Here is a 17807-nt window from a genome sequence, read left to right as displayed (position 1 = left end):
CGATGCGAAACCCGGGTGACGCATCAAAGCCGACTGACCTGAAAGTAACCCAGAATTCGCGTTCATTCAACATTATCTGTCACAAAATCGGACAACCCGCCCGAAAATCGACCACGCGTTCGTTTTCCAAGTGGTCGGGTTCGGATCAGTTCGGTCGCCACGAGATCAACGCCAACAGTAGAGTCTTGAGCACATCGCGGAGCGATTCGGCTCGATCTTCCCGGTATTGATATCCCGGACCGCGATTCATGTAGGCGTCCTGTCCGATCTCCATCTGCACCGCATGCACGCCGTCACCAGGTTGGCCATAATTGCGGGTGATGTAACCGCCGACAAAACGACCGTTGAGGACGGAATTGAACTCCGACTCGCTCAGGGCCTTTGCAACGAGTCGCTCGATAACAGGATCGCAACTTGTGGACTTTGCCGTCCCGAGATTGAGCACCGGGAGCGTGCCTTCGAACAGCCTTGGCACTTCCGACGCGATCGAGTGGCAGTCGTAAAGCACGGCGTAACCGTGAGCGGCCTTCACGCGTTTAATCTCATTGGCGATCGCCAAATGGTAGGGCTCCCAGTAGTTTTCGCGTCGCTTCGCGATTTGCGCGTCCGAAGGCTCCTCGCCCTTCTCATAGAGCGGATCGCCGCCGAAGGTGGTCGTGGGGCACAGGTCGGTGGTGGCCTGTCCGGGATAGAGGCTCTCACCGCTCGGGGGGCGATTGAGGTCGATCACATAGCGACTGTAGTTCGCGCGGATGATCGTCGCATCGAGTCCCGTGGCGAAATCGTACAACCGCGGGATATGCCAATCCGTGTCGGGCAGAGCCACGGCGTGGGCGTGAAAGCGACTGGCGAGACCGGGGGGAAGCTCCACCCCCGAGTGCGGCATACTGAGAATGAGCGGGGAATCACCCCGGTGTAATTCGAACACATCCATTGAACACCTTGGCAGGCCGGTTTCACTTTCAAAGGGTTGGCGTCATGATATCGGCCCCGTGCCGAACCGAAACCCGACGGCGCGAATACCGATTCTTACAAGGCCCATCGAAGGCTGCTCCATGGCCGAAATCGAAGTCAACGGCGTCCCCGTCCAGGACGATTATTCCGAAACATTTGCGGCCCAGATGGTGCGGGTGCTCGTCACGAGCGTGAACGCGAAATGGGCCCGCGAAGCCGCATGGGAGACCAAAGGCCTTGGCCGTTCGGCGACCGCTCCTCCCTGCGAGGCGACTGTCGAACGTGAGGTCGGTTCTGAGGAAACGCCCGACGGCCGGCCGGGCTTCATCATCCAGATGATGGACCGAAAGGCGGAGAGCCTGCAAAAGTGCCTCGCGCTGCGTTTGCGGAAAGGGGCAGTCCCAAACCCGAAGACGAATGTCTTCGATGCGCTGCCGAGCGAACTCGCGGAAGATCGCATCAGCCTTGATGACTCGGTCATCGCCAAATTCGGCGACGGCTTCGAAGAAGTTCGGCAGGAGTTCGGCCGTGAGGTTTACCGCATCCCGCGGATGGACGGCTGGCTGCATATAGAGAGGTCTTACGGCATCCGCGAGGCGGTGACCGGCGGGATGTTTCTGATCCTCGCAAAGACCGATGAGGAGGCTCTCGCGGCCGCGGAAGAGACGCTGGAGCGGGTCGGAGAGATACCACTTGTGGTGGTCAAGTGTGCCGCGAGTGGCTCGAAGGTCGGGGCGAACACACACACCGACATGGTCGCGACGATCAACGATAAGTACTGCCCGACGCTGCTGCCGCTCGAGGGCTCGCACCTGTGGCCGGAGGTCGGCTGCGTCTATGAGATCATCGTCAGCGGCCCGACGGAAGAAGTCGTTCGCGAGGGCATGAAAGTCGGCATTGAGGCGGCGACGGGGTGTGAGGGCGTGCTCGCCATTCACACCGCGAACTACGGCGGCAAACTCGGTAAAGGAAAAATTTCGTTGCCTTCGCTCTGGGCTGAGGGCTGATCACGGCGACGATGTCGACGGTTTTAGCGATGAGCTGAATGTGTCCGGCCAACGCAAACAGCCTGTTTTTTCGGGGAGGCGTGCCCGGAAATCATCGGCGTAGAGACAGATCGTCCGTTTGTCACCGCGAAGGCAATCGGTCGACCGATTTTCCGAACAGCGACGCAGTGTCTAAAGTGGAAGGCTCCGCCGCTCGAATTCTGCGAACCTGTCGCCTGCCACGATGCCTCCCGTCCTTCAACTCGGTCCCTTCAAGTTAACCCCGACTGCGTTGGGCGTTTCAGGGTCCCCCGAATTAGAGCAGTGGGGAACGCCGCTGAAGTTCGCATTGTGGTGCCAGCAGGCCTCCCCTTGGTGGATCGGGGACTTGCTGAATCAAGGCGACGCCCGCTTTGGGGAAATGTTCTCCCAGGTTTGTGAGGGGGCCGTCTCTGCCGATCAGTTGCAGCGCTACGAATCGGTCGCGCGGCGCGTCCCCGCTGAAAATCGCGTGGAGGGTTTGTCTTGGTCAGCGCACGCCGCCGTGGCTCGGCTGCCGCATAAGATGCAGCGGGAAATGCTCGCGCGGGCCGAACGTCTCGGCTGGACGAGCGCACTATTGCAAAAGAAAGTCAGACAGGAGATCGCCCGGCAGAAAGCAAAAGGGATTCGCGTTGTTCCCGACGAACCACGTTCCCGTGGAGAGGTTCAATTCGCCGAGATCGACAGTGGCGAGGGTGACGACGGTCAGCTCCCCGACTCAAAGGAAGCCCGGTCTTCGAACAACGACCAGATTGAGTTAGACGAAGCGGTTTCGAACACCGGCGTGGCACAGCCTGCTAGCGCAGAGAAGGCCGATGCCGATTCGTCGCAACTCGATTCGGAAAAGACCGAATGAGTCACCGTTGGTTCGACATCCTGCTGGGAAGACCACTTGCCACCGGAGTCGTTGATTCACGATTTGAGAAGCGCTACGCTGCGGCCTTGCGCGGGACCGCGGCGTGGCTGGTCCAATTACGCTGGGTTGCCACATTCGGCCAACTCATCACGATCAGCTTCGTCGAATGGGTGCTTGCTGTGCCTTTGCCGCTGGCGCCGCTGCTGACCGTGATCGGGATGACGGCTGCGTCAAACGTGTTTTTAGGCTTGTGGTCGGCGACTCACCCGCCCGGTGATCCGGCCGTTGAACCCGCGCCGGTGACCGTTCGCGTTTGCGGACCGGTCATGCTGTTCGACCTGATCATGTTGACTGCCCTGCTCTACTTCTCAGGCGGGGCGGCGAATCCATTTGTCATTTTCTACTTCGTCAATCTGTCGCTGACGACAGTCGTGCTGCCCCGTCAGTGGGCGTGGACGGCAACGAGCTTTGCCATTGTCGGTTTCATTCTGATTTCATTCTTCCACCGTGAATTAGAGCCGTTGGTGTCGTCGGCTGCGGTCACGCGTGGCCAAAGTGGTGGAACTCCGCTCGTCCAATTCGGGTCGATCGTCGCCTTCATCGCCTGCTCGATTACGATCGTCTATTTCACCATGCTGTTGCGTGACCAATTGAAACGACACGACCGCGAAATTCGGGCCTACCAAGATGAATTCACGCGTGCTCAGAAATTGGAAGCGTTAGGCACACTCGCGGCCGGTGCCGCGCATGAGTTGGCAAATCCGTTGTCGACTATTGCCGTGGTCGCGCGGGAAGTCGAGCGCCGGGTCGAGCAAATTGATAAGGACGGCCGGATCGCGAAAGATATCGCACTCATCAGGACGGAACTTGATCAATGCCGCGGGATTCTGGACCGCATGTCGCTCGACGCCGGTCAGGCGATGGGGGAAGAACTGACCGAGGTCACCGTCGACGAGTTGCTGTCCGAAATTCTCAGCAGCTTGCGCAACGGGGATCGTGTTAGGACGCGCTTGCCGAAACAGATCGCGCAGAGAAAACTGCTGTTGCCCTTCGTAGTGACGGCGCAAGCCATACGCGGATTGATCCAAAACGCGATTTCGGCGTCTCCGGACGGGCATGATGTCACGATCACGGGGAGCTGCGATCACAATCGGTTGAGCATGAATATCGATGATCAAGGTGAAGGGATGAGTCCTGAAGTATTGGCGCGGGTCGGCGATCCGTTCTTTACGACGAAAGAGCCGGGAAGCGGGACCGGACTGGGCGTGTTTCTGGCTCGGGCGGTTGTCGAGCGATTGGGCGGAGAGTTGCGAATCGCCTCAACAAAATCGCTGGGAACGACCGTCGTCGTTTCGCTGCCGGTATCTCCGATCGAATAACGGCGATTTGACGCTACAATATGCTGAGGAAAGTGACTGGGCGGAACGTTCGGTGATTGCTCAACGCGGGGGCGGTTCTCATGTTGAGCTTTTCGGTGGGAGGAAAAATGCAGGTCAATTCAACACTGAGCGATTCCACGCTGGTCCGAACCAATTGTGTTCTGATCGTTGACGACAATGATCTGCTTCGCGAGCGGCTGGCGGAAGCACTCCGAGAGCGAGGTTTCCAAACGCACACGGCCGGAAGTTATGACGATGCGATGGCTTTGATGCCCGTTGCGCGTCCCGCGATGGCCGTCATTGACCTGAAAATGCCGGGGAGGTCGGGGATCGATCTGGTTCGCGATCTTCAGCGGACATCGCCGGAAACCCGAGCGATCGTGGTGACAGGGTTCGGGAGCATTGCCAATGCGGTCGACGCCATGCACGCCGGAGCGGTCAATTACGTGACAAAGCCCGCCGATGCGGATGAGATTCTGGCTGCCTTTCAAAAACATGAAGACGGCGAAGAGCCTTCACCGGTCGACTACTCCCCGCAGACGCTGGCCGAAGCAGAGTGGGAACACATTCAGCAGGTGCTCTCCGATAGCGGCGGGAACATTTCTCAAGCCGCGCGCCTGCTTGGTATCGAACGCCGCACGCTGCAGCGCAAATTGAAAAAGATGCGTCCCTGAGTTTGGCTGCCAGCTGGCCATCAGGATCGCTGCGGCATTTTTACGCGCACCTGCGACAATGCTGCTTGTCGCGATTTCGGGATGCGTCCCTTAGACTTCGGCGACTGCATTCGAGGTTTGTCGTCCGGTGCGGCTGCCTCGCGAGTTTGGTGACGAAACAGTTCCGCGGAAGTGTTCGGCAGCGATGGACCGATTTCTATTTCCCGCTTGGGTCAATTCACTGGTTGTGCCGACGATCGGCGCGATCGGTATCGGTGCAATTTATCTTGGTGGTCTCGCCGTTTATGGCGCGTCCCCCGCAAACTTGGTGACGGGGTACAAGCCGGAGCAGCCGGTTCCCTTTAGTCATAAGTTGCACTCGGGCAAGATGAAGATCGACTGCCGTTACTGCCACACGGCGGTCGAACACGCGGCTCACTCCAACATTCCGGCGACCTCAACGTGCGCGAACTGCCACAGCAATGAGAAAGACGCGGCTGGCCAGAATGCCTTGGTGGCCGTTCACACGAATAGCCCGAAGCTCGTTCCCGTGCGTGAGAGTCTGGCGACGGGGGCTGCGGTCGAGTGGGATCGTGTGCATGACCTGCCGGACTACGCCTACTTCAATCACTCGGCTCACGTCGCACGCGGCGTTAGTTGCGTAAGTTGTCACGGACGCGTCGACACGATGGAAGTCGTCGAGCGGGTCTCACCGCTGAATATGGCTTGGTGTCTCAATTGCCACCGCAATCCCTATCCGAATATTCGGCCGGTTGACGAAGTCACGAATCTGGCGTGGCAGCCGCCCGAGGGGAAGACGGCTGAAGAGTTTGGGCGAGAGCTGGCTGAGCTTCACGGCATCAAACCGAATACGGATTGTTCGACCTGCCACCGCTAATGAGGTGGTCGGCGAACTGACAAAACAGGCTGGGTCGGCGGCAACGTCGCAGGCCAGCGAAATTGGAATTCTTGACCTCGCGACATGACCGACGTTTCCAAACCCCCGCAGACGACCGCGAAACCTCGCTACTGGCGGAGCTTGAAAGAGTTTCAGCAGAGCCCGGAGTTCGACGAGTTCCTGCATCGTGAGTTTCCGCAGGGAGCTTCGGAGTTTCCTGAGGGCGTCTCGCGTCGCCGCTGGCTGCAATTGATGGGGGCCTCTTTCTCGCTCGCCGGCGTCGCCGGTTGCCGCTGGGCGAATGAAGAACTGCTGCCGTTCGCTGATCAGGGCGGCAATCGCACGGCAGGTGAGCCGCAGTATTTTGCGTCAGCTCGGGAGTTGGGCGGTCATTCGCTTGGGTTGCTTGTCACCTGCATGGACGGTCGGCCGATTAAGGTCGACGGCAACCCTGATCATCCTCAGTTCAAGGCGGCGGTCGGGGGCGACCGTGGCAAGAAAAAGCCCCACCGCTTCGCGCCGAGCGATCAATACGCTCAGGGCATGATCCTGAATCTCTACGATCCCGATCGGATGGGGCCGCCTGTCGAGATGACCGCCGAGGGTGGCAAGCCCCGTGACGAGGCGAATGTTTCCTCGCTCATGGCCGAGTTGAGGTCGACGGTGATCGACAACAACGGCGAAGGTCTGGCGATTTTGGCGGATATTTCTTCGTCACCGACGCGTGCCCGGATTGAGGCATTGATCCGCCAGCGCTATCCGCAATGCACGTGGTACGAGTACAGCCCGCTCGCCGAGAGTAATGTTGCGAAAGGCATGGAGCTCGCCTTTGGCCGTCGATTGAGGCCGCATCTGCGGCTGAAGAAGGCGGATGTGATTGTATCGCTCGATGGTGACTTCATTGGCTGGGGCGGCGAGCAGCTCGTGAATATCGCCGGTTGGGCCGCGCGGCGGTCGCCCGAGTCGGGAAAGAAGATGAATCGGCTCTACGTGGCCGAGAGTCAGTATTCGCAGACCGGTGCGAACGCCGACCATCGCCTGCCGATTCAGTCGGGGAAGATCGCCGGCTTGCTTACCGAGATCGAGTCACAGGTCGACAAAGTGCTTGGTGGTGGCGAGGCCGACTCCGAGCTTCCCTTTGTTAAAGCCCTTGTCGAAGACCTTCGGGATGCTGGGGAATCGGGCCTCGTCGTTGCTGGCCGGACTCAGCCGCCAGAAGTTCACGCTCGCGTGATGCGGCTTAATGAAAAGCTCGGTGCGATCGGCAGCACGGTTGTGTTGACCGAAGATCCGCGGGCGGATGCCGATGCGGGACCCGAAGGGCTCGGGCTACTGGTCGATCAGTTGAATGCTGGCGCTGTCGAAACGTTACTGATCCTTGGCGGGAACCCCGTTTACGATGCCCCTGCCGATCTGAAGTTCGGCGAGGCCATGGGCAAGGCCGGGCGATCGATTCGGCTCGGCGAGTATCGGGATGAAACCTCGATGCAGGCAACGTGGCACATCCCGGCGACTCATGAGTTTGAGCAGTGGGGTGATGGTCGCTCTTACGACGGCACCATCACGCTGCAGCAGCCGTTGATCGAACCGCTTCACGGCGGGCGCTCGCAAATCGAGTTTCTGGCCGAGTTGCTGCCGGAGCTGCCCAGTGGTGGTCGCTCGATTGTGCGTCAGACTCACGCCGAAAATCTTTCCGGGGCTTCGGCATGGGAAAAGGCGGTCCATGACGGGTTTATTCCCGAGACCGGCCTGTCCGCCGTCGAGGCAGAGATCAATTACGACGAGGAAGGCCCGGCCTTTGAAGGTGCCGCAGCGGGTGAATCGCTCGAGCTCGTGTTGACGCCGAGTTCTTCGACGTATGACGGTCGCTACGCGAACAACGGTTGGTTGCAGGAAACGCCCGGCTTCATGACGAAGCTGACTTGGGATAACGCGGCGATCCTCGCCCCGAAAACAGCCGAAAAGCTCGGCGTGACGTTTGAAGACTTGATTGAGATTTCCGTCGGGGAAACCTCAGTGCGTGCCCCGGTGCTGATCATGCCCGGTCAGGCGATCGGCTCAATTGGGCTGGCGTTAGGTTATGGTCGAACCGCAGCGGGTCTTGTCGGTGGCCATGTCGGGCTTGAAGACATTGAGCCGACCGATCCGGTTGGTGCCAACGCGTATCAGGTGCGGACTGCCGATGCTCTTGAGATGGTGCCCGATGTTAAAGTTTCGATCCTCGGGCTGACCTACCCGCTGGCGACGACGCAGGATCACTTCCCGATCGACGAGATGGGTCTTGAGGGAACTTACACCCGTGTTGGGGCCCTTGTTCGCGAAGCGACGGTCGAGCAGTTTGAAGAACATCCCGACTTCGCCGAGCACGCGGTTCATCATCCGCCGGTGACCAAGCAGTTGTGGGAGAATCCGCTCGCCTCAGGCATGGAAGAGCGTAAGTCGGGCGAGTACAAGGGCTACGCTTGGGGCATGACGGTCGATCTGTCGCGCTGCGTGGGTTGCAACGCCTGTCTGGTGGCTTGCCAGTCGGAAAACAACGTGCCGGTCGTGGGCAAAGAGCAGGTCGGCAACGGTCGGGAGATGCATTGGCTGCGGATCGACCGGTACTTCATCGCCGACCCGGACAACCCTGACGCTCTCGACGACCCAGCGGTTTCCTCTCAGCCGATGGCGTGCGTTCACTGTGAGACCGCTCCCTGTGAGCAGGTCTGCCCCGTCGCCGCGACGGTCCACGACGAAGAGGGCCTCAACTCGATGGTCTATAACCGCTGTGTCGGCACGCGGTACTGTGCGAACAACTGTCCGTACAAAGTGCGGCGGTTCAATTACTTCTATTACAATGAGCAATACGACCACCTCGAATACGATGGCCAATTGCCGAAGTTCGAGTCGGCCGAAGAAAAGGCGAAACGTCGCACGAACGCCGCCCTTGCCAGTATGGTGCTCAATCCGGAGGTCACCGTCCGCACCCGTGGCGTGATGGAGAAGTGCACCTACTGCACGCAGCGGATTCAGAAGGCGAAGATCGAGTCCGGCAACGAAGGCCGAAAGGTCGAAGACGGCGAGATCGTGACGGCCTGTCAGGCGGCTTGCCCGGCCGACGCGATCGTGTTCGGCGACATCAACAACGCCTCGACGGTCGTGTCGAAAGAGCGGAACAATCCGCGAGCCTACGGGTTGCTCTCGGAGCTGAACACGCGCCCGAGGACGGAGTATCTGGCTCGCATCCGCAACCCCCACCCATCGCTTGAGAAGAGTGAGTCCTACTACGGGATCACGCCGATGGGGCATGGTTCGCACGTCGAGCACTACGACGGCGAGCATGGTCACGATGCCGAAGGCGAGCATGCACATGAGGAACACGACCACGCCGAGTCGGGAAGCACCGCGCATTAGATTACGGAACCTTCGACGGCTTTAGACAACGGCGCGGGTGACCGCGAAAAACGAACGACTTCAACCGCGACACATCGAACCAGGCATGTCAGCAATCAGCCCGACACTCGACACGACCATCGAAGTTCCCGGTCGGCGGACCCCGCTGGTGATCGGGAATAACGATTACAACTCGGTCACCGAGACCGTCGCCGGCGTCCATGAGCGGAAAACGCCGCTGGGCTGGTATATCGGATTCGGAATCGCAGTCACGTGGCTCGCGATTTTGGGGGCCTGTATCGGCTATCTCATCACGACCGGTGTCGGCGTGTGGGGAAACATGAACCCCGTCTTCTGGGGTTGGCCGATCGTCAACTTCGTGTTCTGGGTCGGGATCGGGCACGCCGGGACGCTGATCTCGGCAATCCTGTTCTTGTTCCGGCAGAACTGGCGAACGAGTATCAACCGTTTCGCCGAGGCGATGACGATCTTCGCCGTCGTGTGCGCGGGGATGTTCCCGGGGATTCATATCGGTCGAATCTGGGTCAGCTACTGGCTCGCGCCGTATCCGAACCAGATGGCGATGTGGCCGCAGTTCCGTAGCCCTCTGATGTGGGACGTGTTCGCGGTCAGCACCTACGCGACGGTTTCGATTCTGTTCTGGTACATGGGGATGATCCCCGACCTCGCGACGTTCCGGGACCGAGCAAAGAACAAGATCGCCCAAGGTCTATACGGCTTCTTTTCGCTGGGCTGGACCGGGTCGTCGCGGAACTGGCACGTTTATGAAAAAGCGTACGGCCTGTTGGCGGCGTTGGCGGCACCGCTGGTGCTTTCGGTGCACACGGTCGTTTCGTTCGACTTCGCGACGTCGCAGTTGCCCGGTTGGCACACGACGATCTTTCCGCCCTACTTTGTTGCGGGGGCGATCTTCAGCGGGTTCGGAATGGTGCTGACGCTGATTATCCCGGCCCGGGCTTGGTTCGGGCTGCAGGACCTGGTGACGCTGCGTCACCTCGAAAACATGTGCAAGGTTATCATCGCGACCGGCTCGATGGTCGGGTACGCCTATGGGATGGAGTTTTTCATCGCGTGGTACAGCGGAGCAATTTACGAGGGCTTCGCCTTCCAGAATCGCGCGTTCGGGCCGTATGCCTGGGCCTACTGGATCATGATCAGTTGCAACGTGATCTGTCCGCAGTTGTTTTGGATCCCGTGGTTCCGCAAGACTCCTTGGGCGATGTGGGTCGTGAGTATCTTCGTCAATATCGGGATGTGGTTTGAGCGTTTCGTGATTACGGTCACGTCGCTGAGCCGCGACTTTTTGCCCTCCAGTTGGGGCTACTTCACTCCGACGTGGATCGATATCCTCATGCTGCTGGGCAGCTTCGGGTTGTTCTTCACCCTGTTCCTGCTGTTCTGCAAATTCCTGCCGATCGTCGCGATGTCGGAAGTGAAGAACGTTCTGCCGCACGATCATGGCGATGGAGAAGATGGCGAAACGGCACCGGCCGAGTATCGGGCCTAGTCGTCCGCGGAAAATTGTTCGTAGATCACCGAGTTCTTTAAGACAGTTTCATGGCGACAGTCGTCGAACCTGACCGTGAAAAAGCCGCCGGGGAGCCCGAGTCGAAACGACTCGTCGGCGTCGTGGCCGAATTCGAGACGCAGGACGCCTTGCTGAGTGCGTCTGAAAAGGTTCGCGATCGCGGCTACTCCCGCTGGGATACCTACGCACCGTTTCCCGTTCACGGGATCGACGAGGCGATGGGCATCCAGCAATCGAAGCTGCCCTGGCTCGTTTTAGGTGGCGGGATTACCGGTTGCACAATCGCCATCGCCATGCAGTCGTATTTGAACGGCGTCGAATTGGGCGACCTGCCCTTCACGATTCTGAGCGGCTATGCCTATCCGACCAGCGGTAAGCCGCTCTTCAGTCTGCCGGCCAACATACCGATCGCGTTCGAGTTAACGATTCTGCTCTCCGCGTTCGCCGCATTCTTCGGGATGCTGGTGCTGAACCAATTGGGTCGACTCTACAACCCGTTGTTCAAGCTGGAAAAGTTTGCGCGGTCCACGAACGACCGATTTTTCCTGGGGATCGATTCCGCCGACGGCAAGTTCGATAAGGACTCGGCCGCGTCGATGCTCTCCGATTTGGGAGCTTCGTCGGTTGAGACGGTCTATGATGACGAATCGCCGGCGATTCCGCCGATGTTCCGAACGATCGGCGTGATCGTTGTCGTCTTGGCCTTGATCCCTCCTGTCTGTGTCGCGTGGACGCGAGCGACCACTTGGACGACGCCTCGGATCCACCCCGTCCAAGACATGGATTTTCAGCCTAGCTATAAGCCACAGCAGCGAAATATCTTCTTCGCCGACAACCGGGCGATGCGTCCGCAGGTCGACGGGACGGTCGCGCGGGGCGAATTTGAATCGCCCGAAGACGAAGAGTTGCTGGAAGGCACTTTGCCGCCGAGTGCGGTCGAGGTTCGTGAGCAACTGATTCAGTTTGCGTCACTGCTTCAGGATTCTTCCGGCGGCAACGCGGCCGCGGCACCGGGCGAACCCCAGGGGAATTGGACCGATAGTATCCCTGTCCAAGTCGATCAGAAATTGATGGCTCGTGGGCGCGACCGGTTCGACGTGTTTTGCGCCCCCTGCCATGGTCTGGCCGGTGACGGAAACGGATTGGTCAACCAGCGGGCACTCGACCTGAAGCAAACGACCTGGCTGCCGGTTCCGAGCCTACACACGAAGACGACCCGCAACCGGCCGAATGGTTACATCTACCACGCGATCGCCAAAGGTGTTCGCAAGATGCCGGGATATGGGACGCAAATTTCGGTGAAAGACCGCTGGGCCGTTGTGCTGTATGTGCGGGCCCTTCAATTGAGTCAAAACGCGCCGGAGGATGCCGTTCCTGCCGACGAACTGACCAAGCTGCAATCTGATAACGCGACCGACGACGCCTCCAACTAAGTAACGCTCACAGATGGCTCATCAAGACCGTCACATTTCGGAAGACGAACTGGCCCGGCCGCTTGGCGATGACGGCACGGCTGCCGGTCGCACGGCGCTGCTGATCGGCATTGGCGGGTTGGTTGCCGCGGTGGTGATCGCCGTGCTGCGATCATTCTTCTTTTCCGAAAGCGTCGTCGATCGATTTTTGTTCTCATATCTGCATGGCTTCTGCTTCTGGCTTTCGATCGGGATCGGCGCACTGCTGTACGTGATGGTTCAGCACGTCGTGCGGGCCGGGGCGAGTGTTGTCGTCCGGCGCTTGGCGGAGTTTCTCGCGGGCAACATGTGGATTTTTGCGATCCTGTTCGTCCCGATTTTGATCGCCGCGGCGTCAGGAACCGGCGTATTGTTCAAATGGACGAATGCCGGTTACGTCGAGACTCACGAATTGGTTGCGCATAAGCAGCCTTATCTCAACGTGCCCTTTTTTACCGTTCGCGCCATTTTCTACTTCGCCGTTTGGGCGGGGCTCGGTTGGTTGATGCTGTCGTTCTCGACGCGGCAGGATAAGTCGGGCGATCCGAATTTGACTAAGCGAGCCGAGCGGTTTTCCGCCGTCGGCTTGGCCCTCGTGTTCATCACTGCCACGTTTGCTTCGATCGACTGGATCATGTCGCTCGATGCGGAGTGGTTCAGCACGATGTTCGGGGTTTACTACATTGCCGGGTCGATCGTGGCCTTCTTCGCGACGATGTCAATTCTGGTCGTCCTCTTACAGGAGCGGGGACGGCTGACCGATGCGATCACCGAAGAGCACCGGCACGATCTGGGTAAGCTACTGCACGGATTCATCATCTTCTGGGCGTACATCGCGTTCTCGCAGTACCTGCTGATCTGGTACGCGAGCATCCCCGAAGAAACCACATGGTATTTCGTTCGGCAAAATAATGGTTGGCAGTACGTGGCAATCCTCCTGCTCTTCGTACATTTCGTGATTCCGTTCTTCGGCTTGATGAACCGGGCTTCGAAACGGGATCCGAAGCAATTGATGTTCTGGTCGGTCTGGATACTCGCGGCGCACTGGCTCGACCTGCACTATCTCATCATGCCCAACATGGCTCCTGAAGGGATTCCGCTGGGTTTGATCGATATCGCCATGACGCTCGGCATTGGCGGTCTTGCCTTCTACGGGCTGCTTCAGACCGCGTCGAATCTTCCGTTGGTTCCGATCAGGGACCCTCGGCTGAAGGAATCACTCCACTTTCATCAGATTTGATCCGAGTCTTTCGGCTCACTCGATTCGCGACTGTGATTTGTGACTGCGACAATCCGTCACTCCGCCGGCCGGACCCACGCCCTTAAAGTTGTCTGACATGGAACACAACGATCACACGCCGACCGGCGATCAAGGTGACGACCTGAATGCGGCCGCGATCGCATTCGTTGGCTTTGTCTCTATTGCCCTCGTTTTCGTCACGATCGTTGCGGCACAGGTCCTGTACTTCAATTACGAGAGTGCGCTGGAGCAGAGCAAAACGGTTGATGTCAAGACTGATGCCGACGAATCAATTGCTCAGCAGGAACAAGAAATCGAACGATACGCTCTCGATAAGGATGACGAGGGCCAAGATCGCTACGTGATTCCGATCGAAGCGGCAATGGAGCAGGTCGTCGGAGAGTATGATTCCGACTCGAACTCCGATAAACAGCCAAACTCGGACGAAGCTATTTAACCCATGCGTTTTCGAAGTTCCGACCGCCGACTTCTGCTGTCGACCACGCTCGTGGCGGCTGTGACGGTCTGCGCATCGGCTTCTCGGTCTTCAGCCGACTTCGATCCGCTCAACGATGCCGTGGTTGAGCAGCGGCTCAATGAACCGGTGCCATTGGAACTGGAGTTCCGTGACATTGACGGTCGTCTCGTGAGGCTTGCTGATTTCTTCAGCGAAGGCCGACCGGTTCTTCTGACTATGAATTACTCAAACTGCCCCATGCTTTGCAGTTTGCAGTTGGACGGCTTGTTCCGAGGCTTGAACGAAGTCGATCTGCGGTGCGGAAATGATTTCGCCTTTGTCTCCGTCAGCTACGACCCGCGGGAACTTCCGGTTCGAGCGCAGCAAACGACACAGCGTTATCAAGTTCAATACCGCCGCGGAGGCGGCTTGAATTTCCTGGTTGCTCCGAAGCACGGCGACGACACGAACGTTCGGGCTCTCGCCGACGCGCTCGGAATCGGTTACGGCAAAATCCCCGGCACAGAAGACTATTCCCATCCGGCTGCCGCGCTCGTCGTGACGCCCGATGGCGTCATCAGTCGATATTTCACCGGTGTCGAATTCGATCCTCAGGCCTTGCGGCTTTCGCTCGTCGAGGCCTCGGACGGGAAGATCGGTGACTTTGCCGACCTCTTCTTTCTCACCTGCTTTCATTACGATCCCGATTCGGGCACTTACGCACCTGACGTCGCGCGGATGACTATGACCGTGGCGGGTGTCGCGACGGTCGTTATCTTGGGGTCGGTCTTGATTTCCTTCTGGATGCGGGACGCGGCGCGAGGCCACGAACTCGGTGCGCCGGTTCCTCCACAGGGTTCGGCGGCCATGCCGTCTTAGTCGATTGATTCTGATCTATGAATTTCTTGAACCAACTCAATCCAATGTTCGGCGAAGGCGGCGGCTTCTGGTTTCCGCGCGCCGCCTCGACGACGGCCTATCACGTCGACAGCCTGTTCGATCTGATCCTGTGGATCTGCATCGTGTTCTTCGTGATCATCGTCGCAGTCATGCTTTACTTTATGATTGCTTATCGACGGCGAGAAGGCGTTGAAGCGGTTCGGACCGCGACGCACAACGATGTGCTGGAGATCACTTGGTCGGTTATTCCGACGCTGCTTATCTTCGTGATCTTCGCCAAAGGGTTCGCCGGTTATCTCGATATGCGAACGCCGCCGGAGAACACGTACATCGTCAACGTCTACGCCAAGAAATGGGGTTGGACGTTTAAATATCCCAATGGCGTGATTTCCTCGAATCTCCACGTGCCGGCCGGCGTCCCGGTTGAACTAAAGATGCAATCGGAGGACGTGATTCACAGCTTCTTCGTGCCCGCATTCCGCGTGAAACAGGATATCGTTCCCGGACGGATCGCGACCACGTGGTTTGAGGCCACGATGACCGAAGAAGACGGGCAGATGGTCGAATATGACCTGTTCTGCACCGAGTATTGCGGTCAGCAGCACGCCGACATGAAGGCCAAAGCGGTGGTTCACGAGCGGAAGAGTTTCGATTGCTGGCTCGTTTACGAGCGGCAAAAGTTGCTCGATATGCCTCCGATCGATCTCGGGAAAATCCTTTACGAGCAACGCGGTTGCGTCGGATGTCATTCGATCGACGGTACTCGTAAGGTCGGGCCGTCGTTCAACAAGACGTTCGGTCAGGAACACAAATTCAGCAATGCTGATCCGGTCGTCGGCGACGAAGAATATGTTCGCGAGTCGATCCGATATCCGCAGCGAAAAGTTCGCGAGGGTTATGGCGGTGTGATGCCGGCCTATCCGGAATCGCAACTCGAGATGCTCGAACTCGATGCGTTGATCGCGTATATCAAGAGCGTCAATGAAGACGAACAGATTCGCGACGAGGCATTCGGCAACAACCTCCCGCCGAGCCAGCAGAAGGACGAAGACTCTGAGGAAGGTGAAGGTGGTGACGAATCTGCATCTGACGCCGACCCTCTTGCCGAGTGCGAAGAGTACTTGGAGAGCTTTAAGGCGATGGGCGCCGCACCTTCCGCTGACGGCATGAACGCGTCCGATATGCCGGAAGCGGAGACCGAAGACGGTACGTCGGGTGGCGAAGAATCGGGTTCAACGATCGGTTCCGATGCCGCTCCCGATGCTTGACGACTGAATTAAGAATTCCTCGGACCAATTGACTCACAAGACTTCGGTTTAAGAAGGTGTCGCAGATGGCGACCGCAGCAGTACCAGCGACCGAGCATCCCGGCGGACATGCCGCCGAGGAGAATTACCTGACGTGCAGTCGCGGCGTCGCGTCGTGGCTTCTCACGCTCGATCACAAACGCATCGGAGTGATGTACCTGATCGGCATTGTGATCTCGTTCCTGCTCGGGGGCGTGATGGCGCTGCTGTTGCGGACGGAACTACTCGCACCGGGGCAGACGCTGCCGACCGAGCCGTTCAAAATGATCTTCGGCACCGAGGACGCCTACAACTGGCAAGATACGTATAACCAGTTGTTTACGCTCCACGGGGCGATCATGACGTTCCTGTTCATCATTCCGAGCGTCCCCGCGGCGCTGGGTAACTTTGTGTTGCCGATCATGCTGGGAGCCAAAGACGTGGCCTTCCCGCGCATGAACTTGGCCAGCTTCTACCTCTGGATATTCGGGGCGATCTTCTTCGTCGCGACGCTAATCACGGGAGGGCTCGATACGGGTTGGACGTTCTACACCCCGTATAGCACGACAACGAGTACGGCGGTGATATCGGCCGTGATGGGGGCATTCATTCTCGGATTCAGTTCGATCTTTACCGGACTGAACTTCATTGTGACGGTGCATACGATGCGACCGCCGGGGATGACCTGGTTTCGGATGCCGCTCTTGCTGTGGGCACTTTATTCAACGGCAGTCATCCAGGTTCTGGCGACGCCTGTCCTCGGCATCACGCTGTTATTGCTGATGGCTGAGCGCGCTTTGGGGATCGGTATTTTTGACCCGGCGCTCGGGGGCGACCCGGTGCTGTTCCAGCACTTCTTCTGGTTCTACAGCCACCCGGCGGTCTACATCATGATCCTGCCGGCATTCGGGATTATTAGCGAATTAATTTCGACGTTCAGTCGGAAGCACATCTTCGGCTACACGTTCATCGCCTACAGCTCGCTCGCGATCGCACTGCTCGGCTTTCTCGTGTGGGGCCACCACATGTTTACGAGCGGGCAATCGAAACTGTCCGCGTTGGTCTTCAGCCTTCTGACGTTCTCGGTCTCGATACCGTCGGCGATTAAGGTGTTTAACTGGCTGGCGACGATGTATCGCGGCTCAATTAGTTTCGCGACGCCGATGTGCTACGCGCTCTCGTTTATCTTCCTGTTTACCGTTGGTGGATTAACCGGATTGTTTCTCGGTTCGCTTTCGACAGACGTGCATTTGCATGACACCTATTTTGTCGTCGCTCACTTTCACTATGTGCAGGTCGGCGGTACGGCGGTCGCATTCATGGGCGGGCTGTTCTATTGGTGGCCCAAGATGTTCGGCAGGATGTACAACGAGTTGCTCGGTCGGACGAGTGCTCTAATCGTCTTTCTCGCGTTCAACCTGACCTACTTCCCGCAGTTCGTCATGGGATCCCGCGGGATGCCCCGGCGGTATTCCGACTACGTGCCGGAGTTCCAAACTTTGCATGTGATGAGCACGATTGGTGCTTATCTGCTCGGGATCGGCTTCGTCCTCGCCTTTGCCGTGCTGCTGCACGGTGCTTTGCGGGGTCGACGGGCCCCCTCGAACCCTTGGGGCGCGGCGACCTTGGAGTGGCAGTGCAGTTCTCCTCCGCCGCACCACAACTTTGACGAAGCACCCGTGGTTGGCGACCCGTACGCGGTCCATGAGTTCGTGTACGACCGGGAAACGAACAACTATGTGAAGCGTGATGAAGTCACGCGTTCTGAGGACACGGTTTGA

Annotated in this window: 14 protein-coding genes; 13 read left to right on the top strand and 1 reads right to left on the bottom strand. The window is 58.5% G+C overall.

The window, feature by feature from the left end:
• Window positions 1-145 precede the first annotated feature (145 nt).
• Window positions 146-934: an N-formylglutamate deformylase gene (gene hutG, locus Pan189_RS12740; RefSeq protein WP_145364322.1), complete on the bottom strand. Its 789-nt coding sequence runs from the start codon at window positions 932-934 to the stop codon at window positions 146-148.
• 121 nt (window positions 935-1055) lie between these two features.
• On the opposite strand from hutG, the gene Pan189_RS12735 reads away from it, so the two are divergent.
• The 13 genes from Pan189_RS12735 to ctaD all read left to right on the top strand — a co-directional run bounded on the left by Pan189_RS12735 (window position 1056) and on the right by ctaD (window position 17807).
• Window positions 1056-1961: a hypothetical protein gene (locus tag Pan189_RS12735; RefSeq protein WP_310820429.1), complete on the top strand. Its 906-nt coding sequence runs from the start codon at window positions 1056-1058 to the stop codon at window positions 1959-1961.
• A gap of 223 nt (window positions 1962-2184) precedes the next feature.
• The gene (locus tag Pan189_RS12730) at window positions 2185-2838 is read left to right on the top strand and encodes a hypothetical protein (protein ID WP_145364318.1); all 654 of its coding nucleotides are present in this window, start codon (window positions 2185-2187) and stop codon (window positions 2836-2838) included.
• Window positions 2835-4217, top strand: a complete 1383-nt coding sequence (locus Pan189_RS12725) for a sensor histidine kinase (RefSeq protein ID WP_145364317.1) — start codon at window positions 2835-2837, stop codon at window positions 4215-4217. Before Pan189_RS12730 ends, Pan189_RS12725 begins: the two co-directional genes overlap by 4 nt.
• An 80-nt stretch (window positions 4218-4297) precedes the next feature.
• Window positions 4298-4891: a response regulator transcription factor gene (locus Pan189_RS12720; RefSeq protein ID WP_310820427.1), complete on the top strand. Its 594-nt coding sequence runs from the start codon at window positions 4298-4300 to the stop codon at window positions 4889-4891.
• Between the two features lie 184 nt (window positions 4892-5075).
• Window positions 5076-5768, top strand: a complete 693-nt coding sequence (locus Pan189_RS12715; protein WP_145364313.1) for a cytochrome c3 family protein — start codon at window positions 5076-5078, stop codon at window positions 5766-5768.
• Between the two features lie 84 nt (window positions 5769-5852).
• Window positions 5853-9164 carry a TAT-variant-translocated molybdopterin oxidoreductase gene (locus Pan189_RS12710; protein WP_145364311.1) on the top strand — a complete coding sequence of 1104 codons (3312 nt, stop codon included), beginning with the start codon at window positions 5853-5855 and terminating at the stop codon, window positions 9162-9164.
• An 85-nt stretch (window positions 9165-9249) separates the two neighbouring features.
• Window positions 9250-10671: an NrfD/PsrC family molybdoenzyme membrane anchor subunit gene (nrfD, locus tag Pan189_RS12705; RefSeq protein ID WP_145364309.1), complete on the top strand. Its 1422-nt coding sequence runs from the start codon at window positions 9250-9252 to the stop codon at window positions 10669-10671.
• A 50-nt stretch (window positions 10672-10721) separates the two neighbouring features.
• Window positions 10722-12125 carry a quinol:electron acceptor oxidoreductase subunit ActD gene (locus tag Pan189_RS12700; RefSeq protein ID WP_145364307.1) on the top strand — a complete coding sequence of 468 codons (1404 nt, stop codon included), beginning with the start codon at window positions 10722-10724 and terminating at the stop codon, window positions 12123-12125.
• A 13-nt stretch (window positions 12126-12138) separates the two neighbouring features.
• The gene (locus tag Pan189_RS12695) at window positions 12139-13383 is read left to right on the top strand and encodes a quinol:cytochrome C oxidoreductase (protein WP_145364305.1); all 1245 of its coding nucleotides are present in this window, start codon (window positions 12139-12141) and stop codon (window positions 13381-13383) included.
• A 97-nt stretch (window positions 13384-13480) separates the two neighbouring features.
• Window positions 13481-13840, top strand: a complete 360-nt coding sequence (locus tag Pan189_RS12690; RefSeq protein WP_145364303.1) for a hypothetical protein — start codon at window positions 13481-13483, stop codon at window positions 13838-13840.
• Window positions 13841-13843: 3 nt separating this feature from the next.
• Entirely contained in the window at window positions 13844-14719 is an 876-nt protein-coding gene (locus tag Pan189_RS12685) for an SCO family protein (RefSeq protein ID WP_145364302.1), read from the top strand.
• A gap of 17 nt (window positions 14720-14736) precedes the next feature.
• Entirely contained in the window at window positions 14737-16008 is a 1272-nt protein-coding gene (gene coxB, locus Pan189_RS12680) for a cytochrome c oxidase subunit II (protein ID WP_145364300.1), read from the top strand.
• Between the two features lie 65 nt (window positions 16009-16073).
• On the top strand, window positions 16074-17807 hold the full coding sequence (gene ctaD, locus Pan189_RS12675) for a cytochrome c oxidase subunit I (RefSeq protein ID WP_145364298.1): 1734 nt from the start codon (window positions 16074-16076) through the stop codon (window positions 17805-17807).

The organism is Stratiformator vulcanicus, from assembly GCF_007744515.1.
Classification (GTDB): domain Bacteria; phylum Planctomycetota; class Planctomycetia; order Planctomycetales; family Planctomycetaceae; genus Stratiformator; species Stratiformator vulcanicus.
The sequence above is the reverse complement of the archived record's forward strand: the minus strand, read 5'-3'. Positions and strand labels throughout refer to the sequence as shown.

Excerpts from the sequence above, each read along its gene's own strand:
- hutG (WP_145364322.1), bottom strand. The coding sequence starts at position 934 with ATGGATGTGTTCGAATTACACCGGGGTGATTCCCCGCTCATTCTCAGT.
- Pan189_RS12735 (WP_310820429.1), top strand. The coding sequence starts at position 1,056 with ATGGCCGAAATCGAAGTCAACGGCGTCCCCGTCCAGGACGATTATTCC.
- Pan189_RS12730 (WP_145364318.1), top strand. The coding sequence starts at position 2,185 with ATGCCTCCCGTCCTTCAACTCGGTCCCTTCAAGTTAACCCCGACTGCG.
- Pan189_RS12725 (WP_145364317.1), top strand. The coding sequence starts at position 2,835 with ATGAGTCACCGTTGGTTCGACATCCTGCTGGGAAGACCACTTGCCACC.
- Pan189_RS12720 (WP_310820427.1), top strand. The coding sequence starts at position 4,298 with ATGTTGAGCTTTTCGGTGGGAGGAAAAATGCAGGTCAATTCAACACTG.
- Pan189_RS12715 (WP_145364313.1), top strand. The coding sequence starts at position 5,076 with ATGGACCGATTTCTATTTCCCGCTTGGGTCAATTCACTGGTTGTGCCG.
- Pan189_RS12710 (WP_145364311.1), top strand. The coding sequence starts at position 5,853 with ATGACCGACGTTTCCAAACCCCCGCAGACGACCGCGAAACCTCGCTAC.
- nrfD (WP_145364309.1), top strand. The coding sequence starts at position 9,250 with ATGTCAGCAATCAGCCCGACACTCGACACGACCATCGAAGTTCCCGGT.
- Pan189_RS12700 (WP_145364307.1), top strand. The coding sequence starts at position 10,722 with ATGGCGACAGTCGTCGAACCTGACCGTGAAAAAGCCGCCGGGGAGCCC.
- Pan189_RS12695 (WP_145364305.1), top strand. The coding sequence starts at position 12,139 with ATGGCTCATCAAGACCGTCACATTTCGGAAGACGAACTGGCCCGGCCG.
- Pan189_RS12690 (WP_145364303.1), top strand. The coding sequence starts at position 13,481 with ATGGAACACAACGATCACACGCCGACCGGCGATCAAGGTGACGACCTG.
- Pan189_RS12685 (WP_145364302.1), top strand. The coding sequence starts at position 13,844 with ATGCGTTTTCGAAGTTCCGACCGCCGACTTCTGCTGTCGACCACGCTC.
- coxB (WP_145364300.1), top strand. The coding sequence starts at position 14,737 with ATGAATTTCTTGAACCAACTCAATCCAATGTTCGGCGAAGGCGGCGGC.
- ctaD (WP_145364298.1), top strand. The coding sequence starts at position 16,074 with ATGGCGACCGCAGCAGTACCAGCGACCGAGCATCCCGGCGGACATGCC.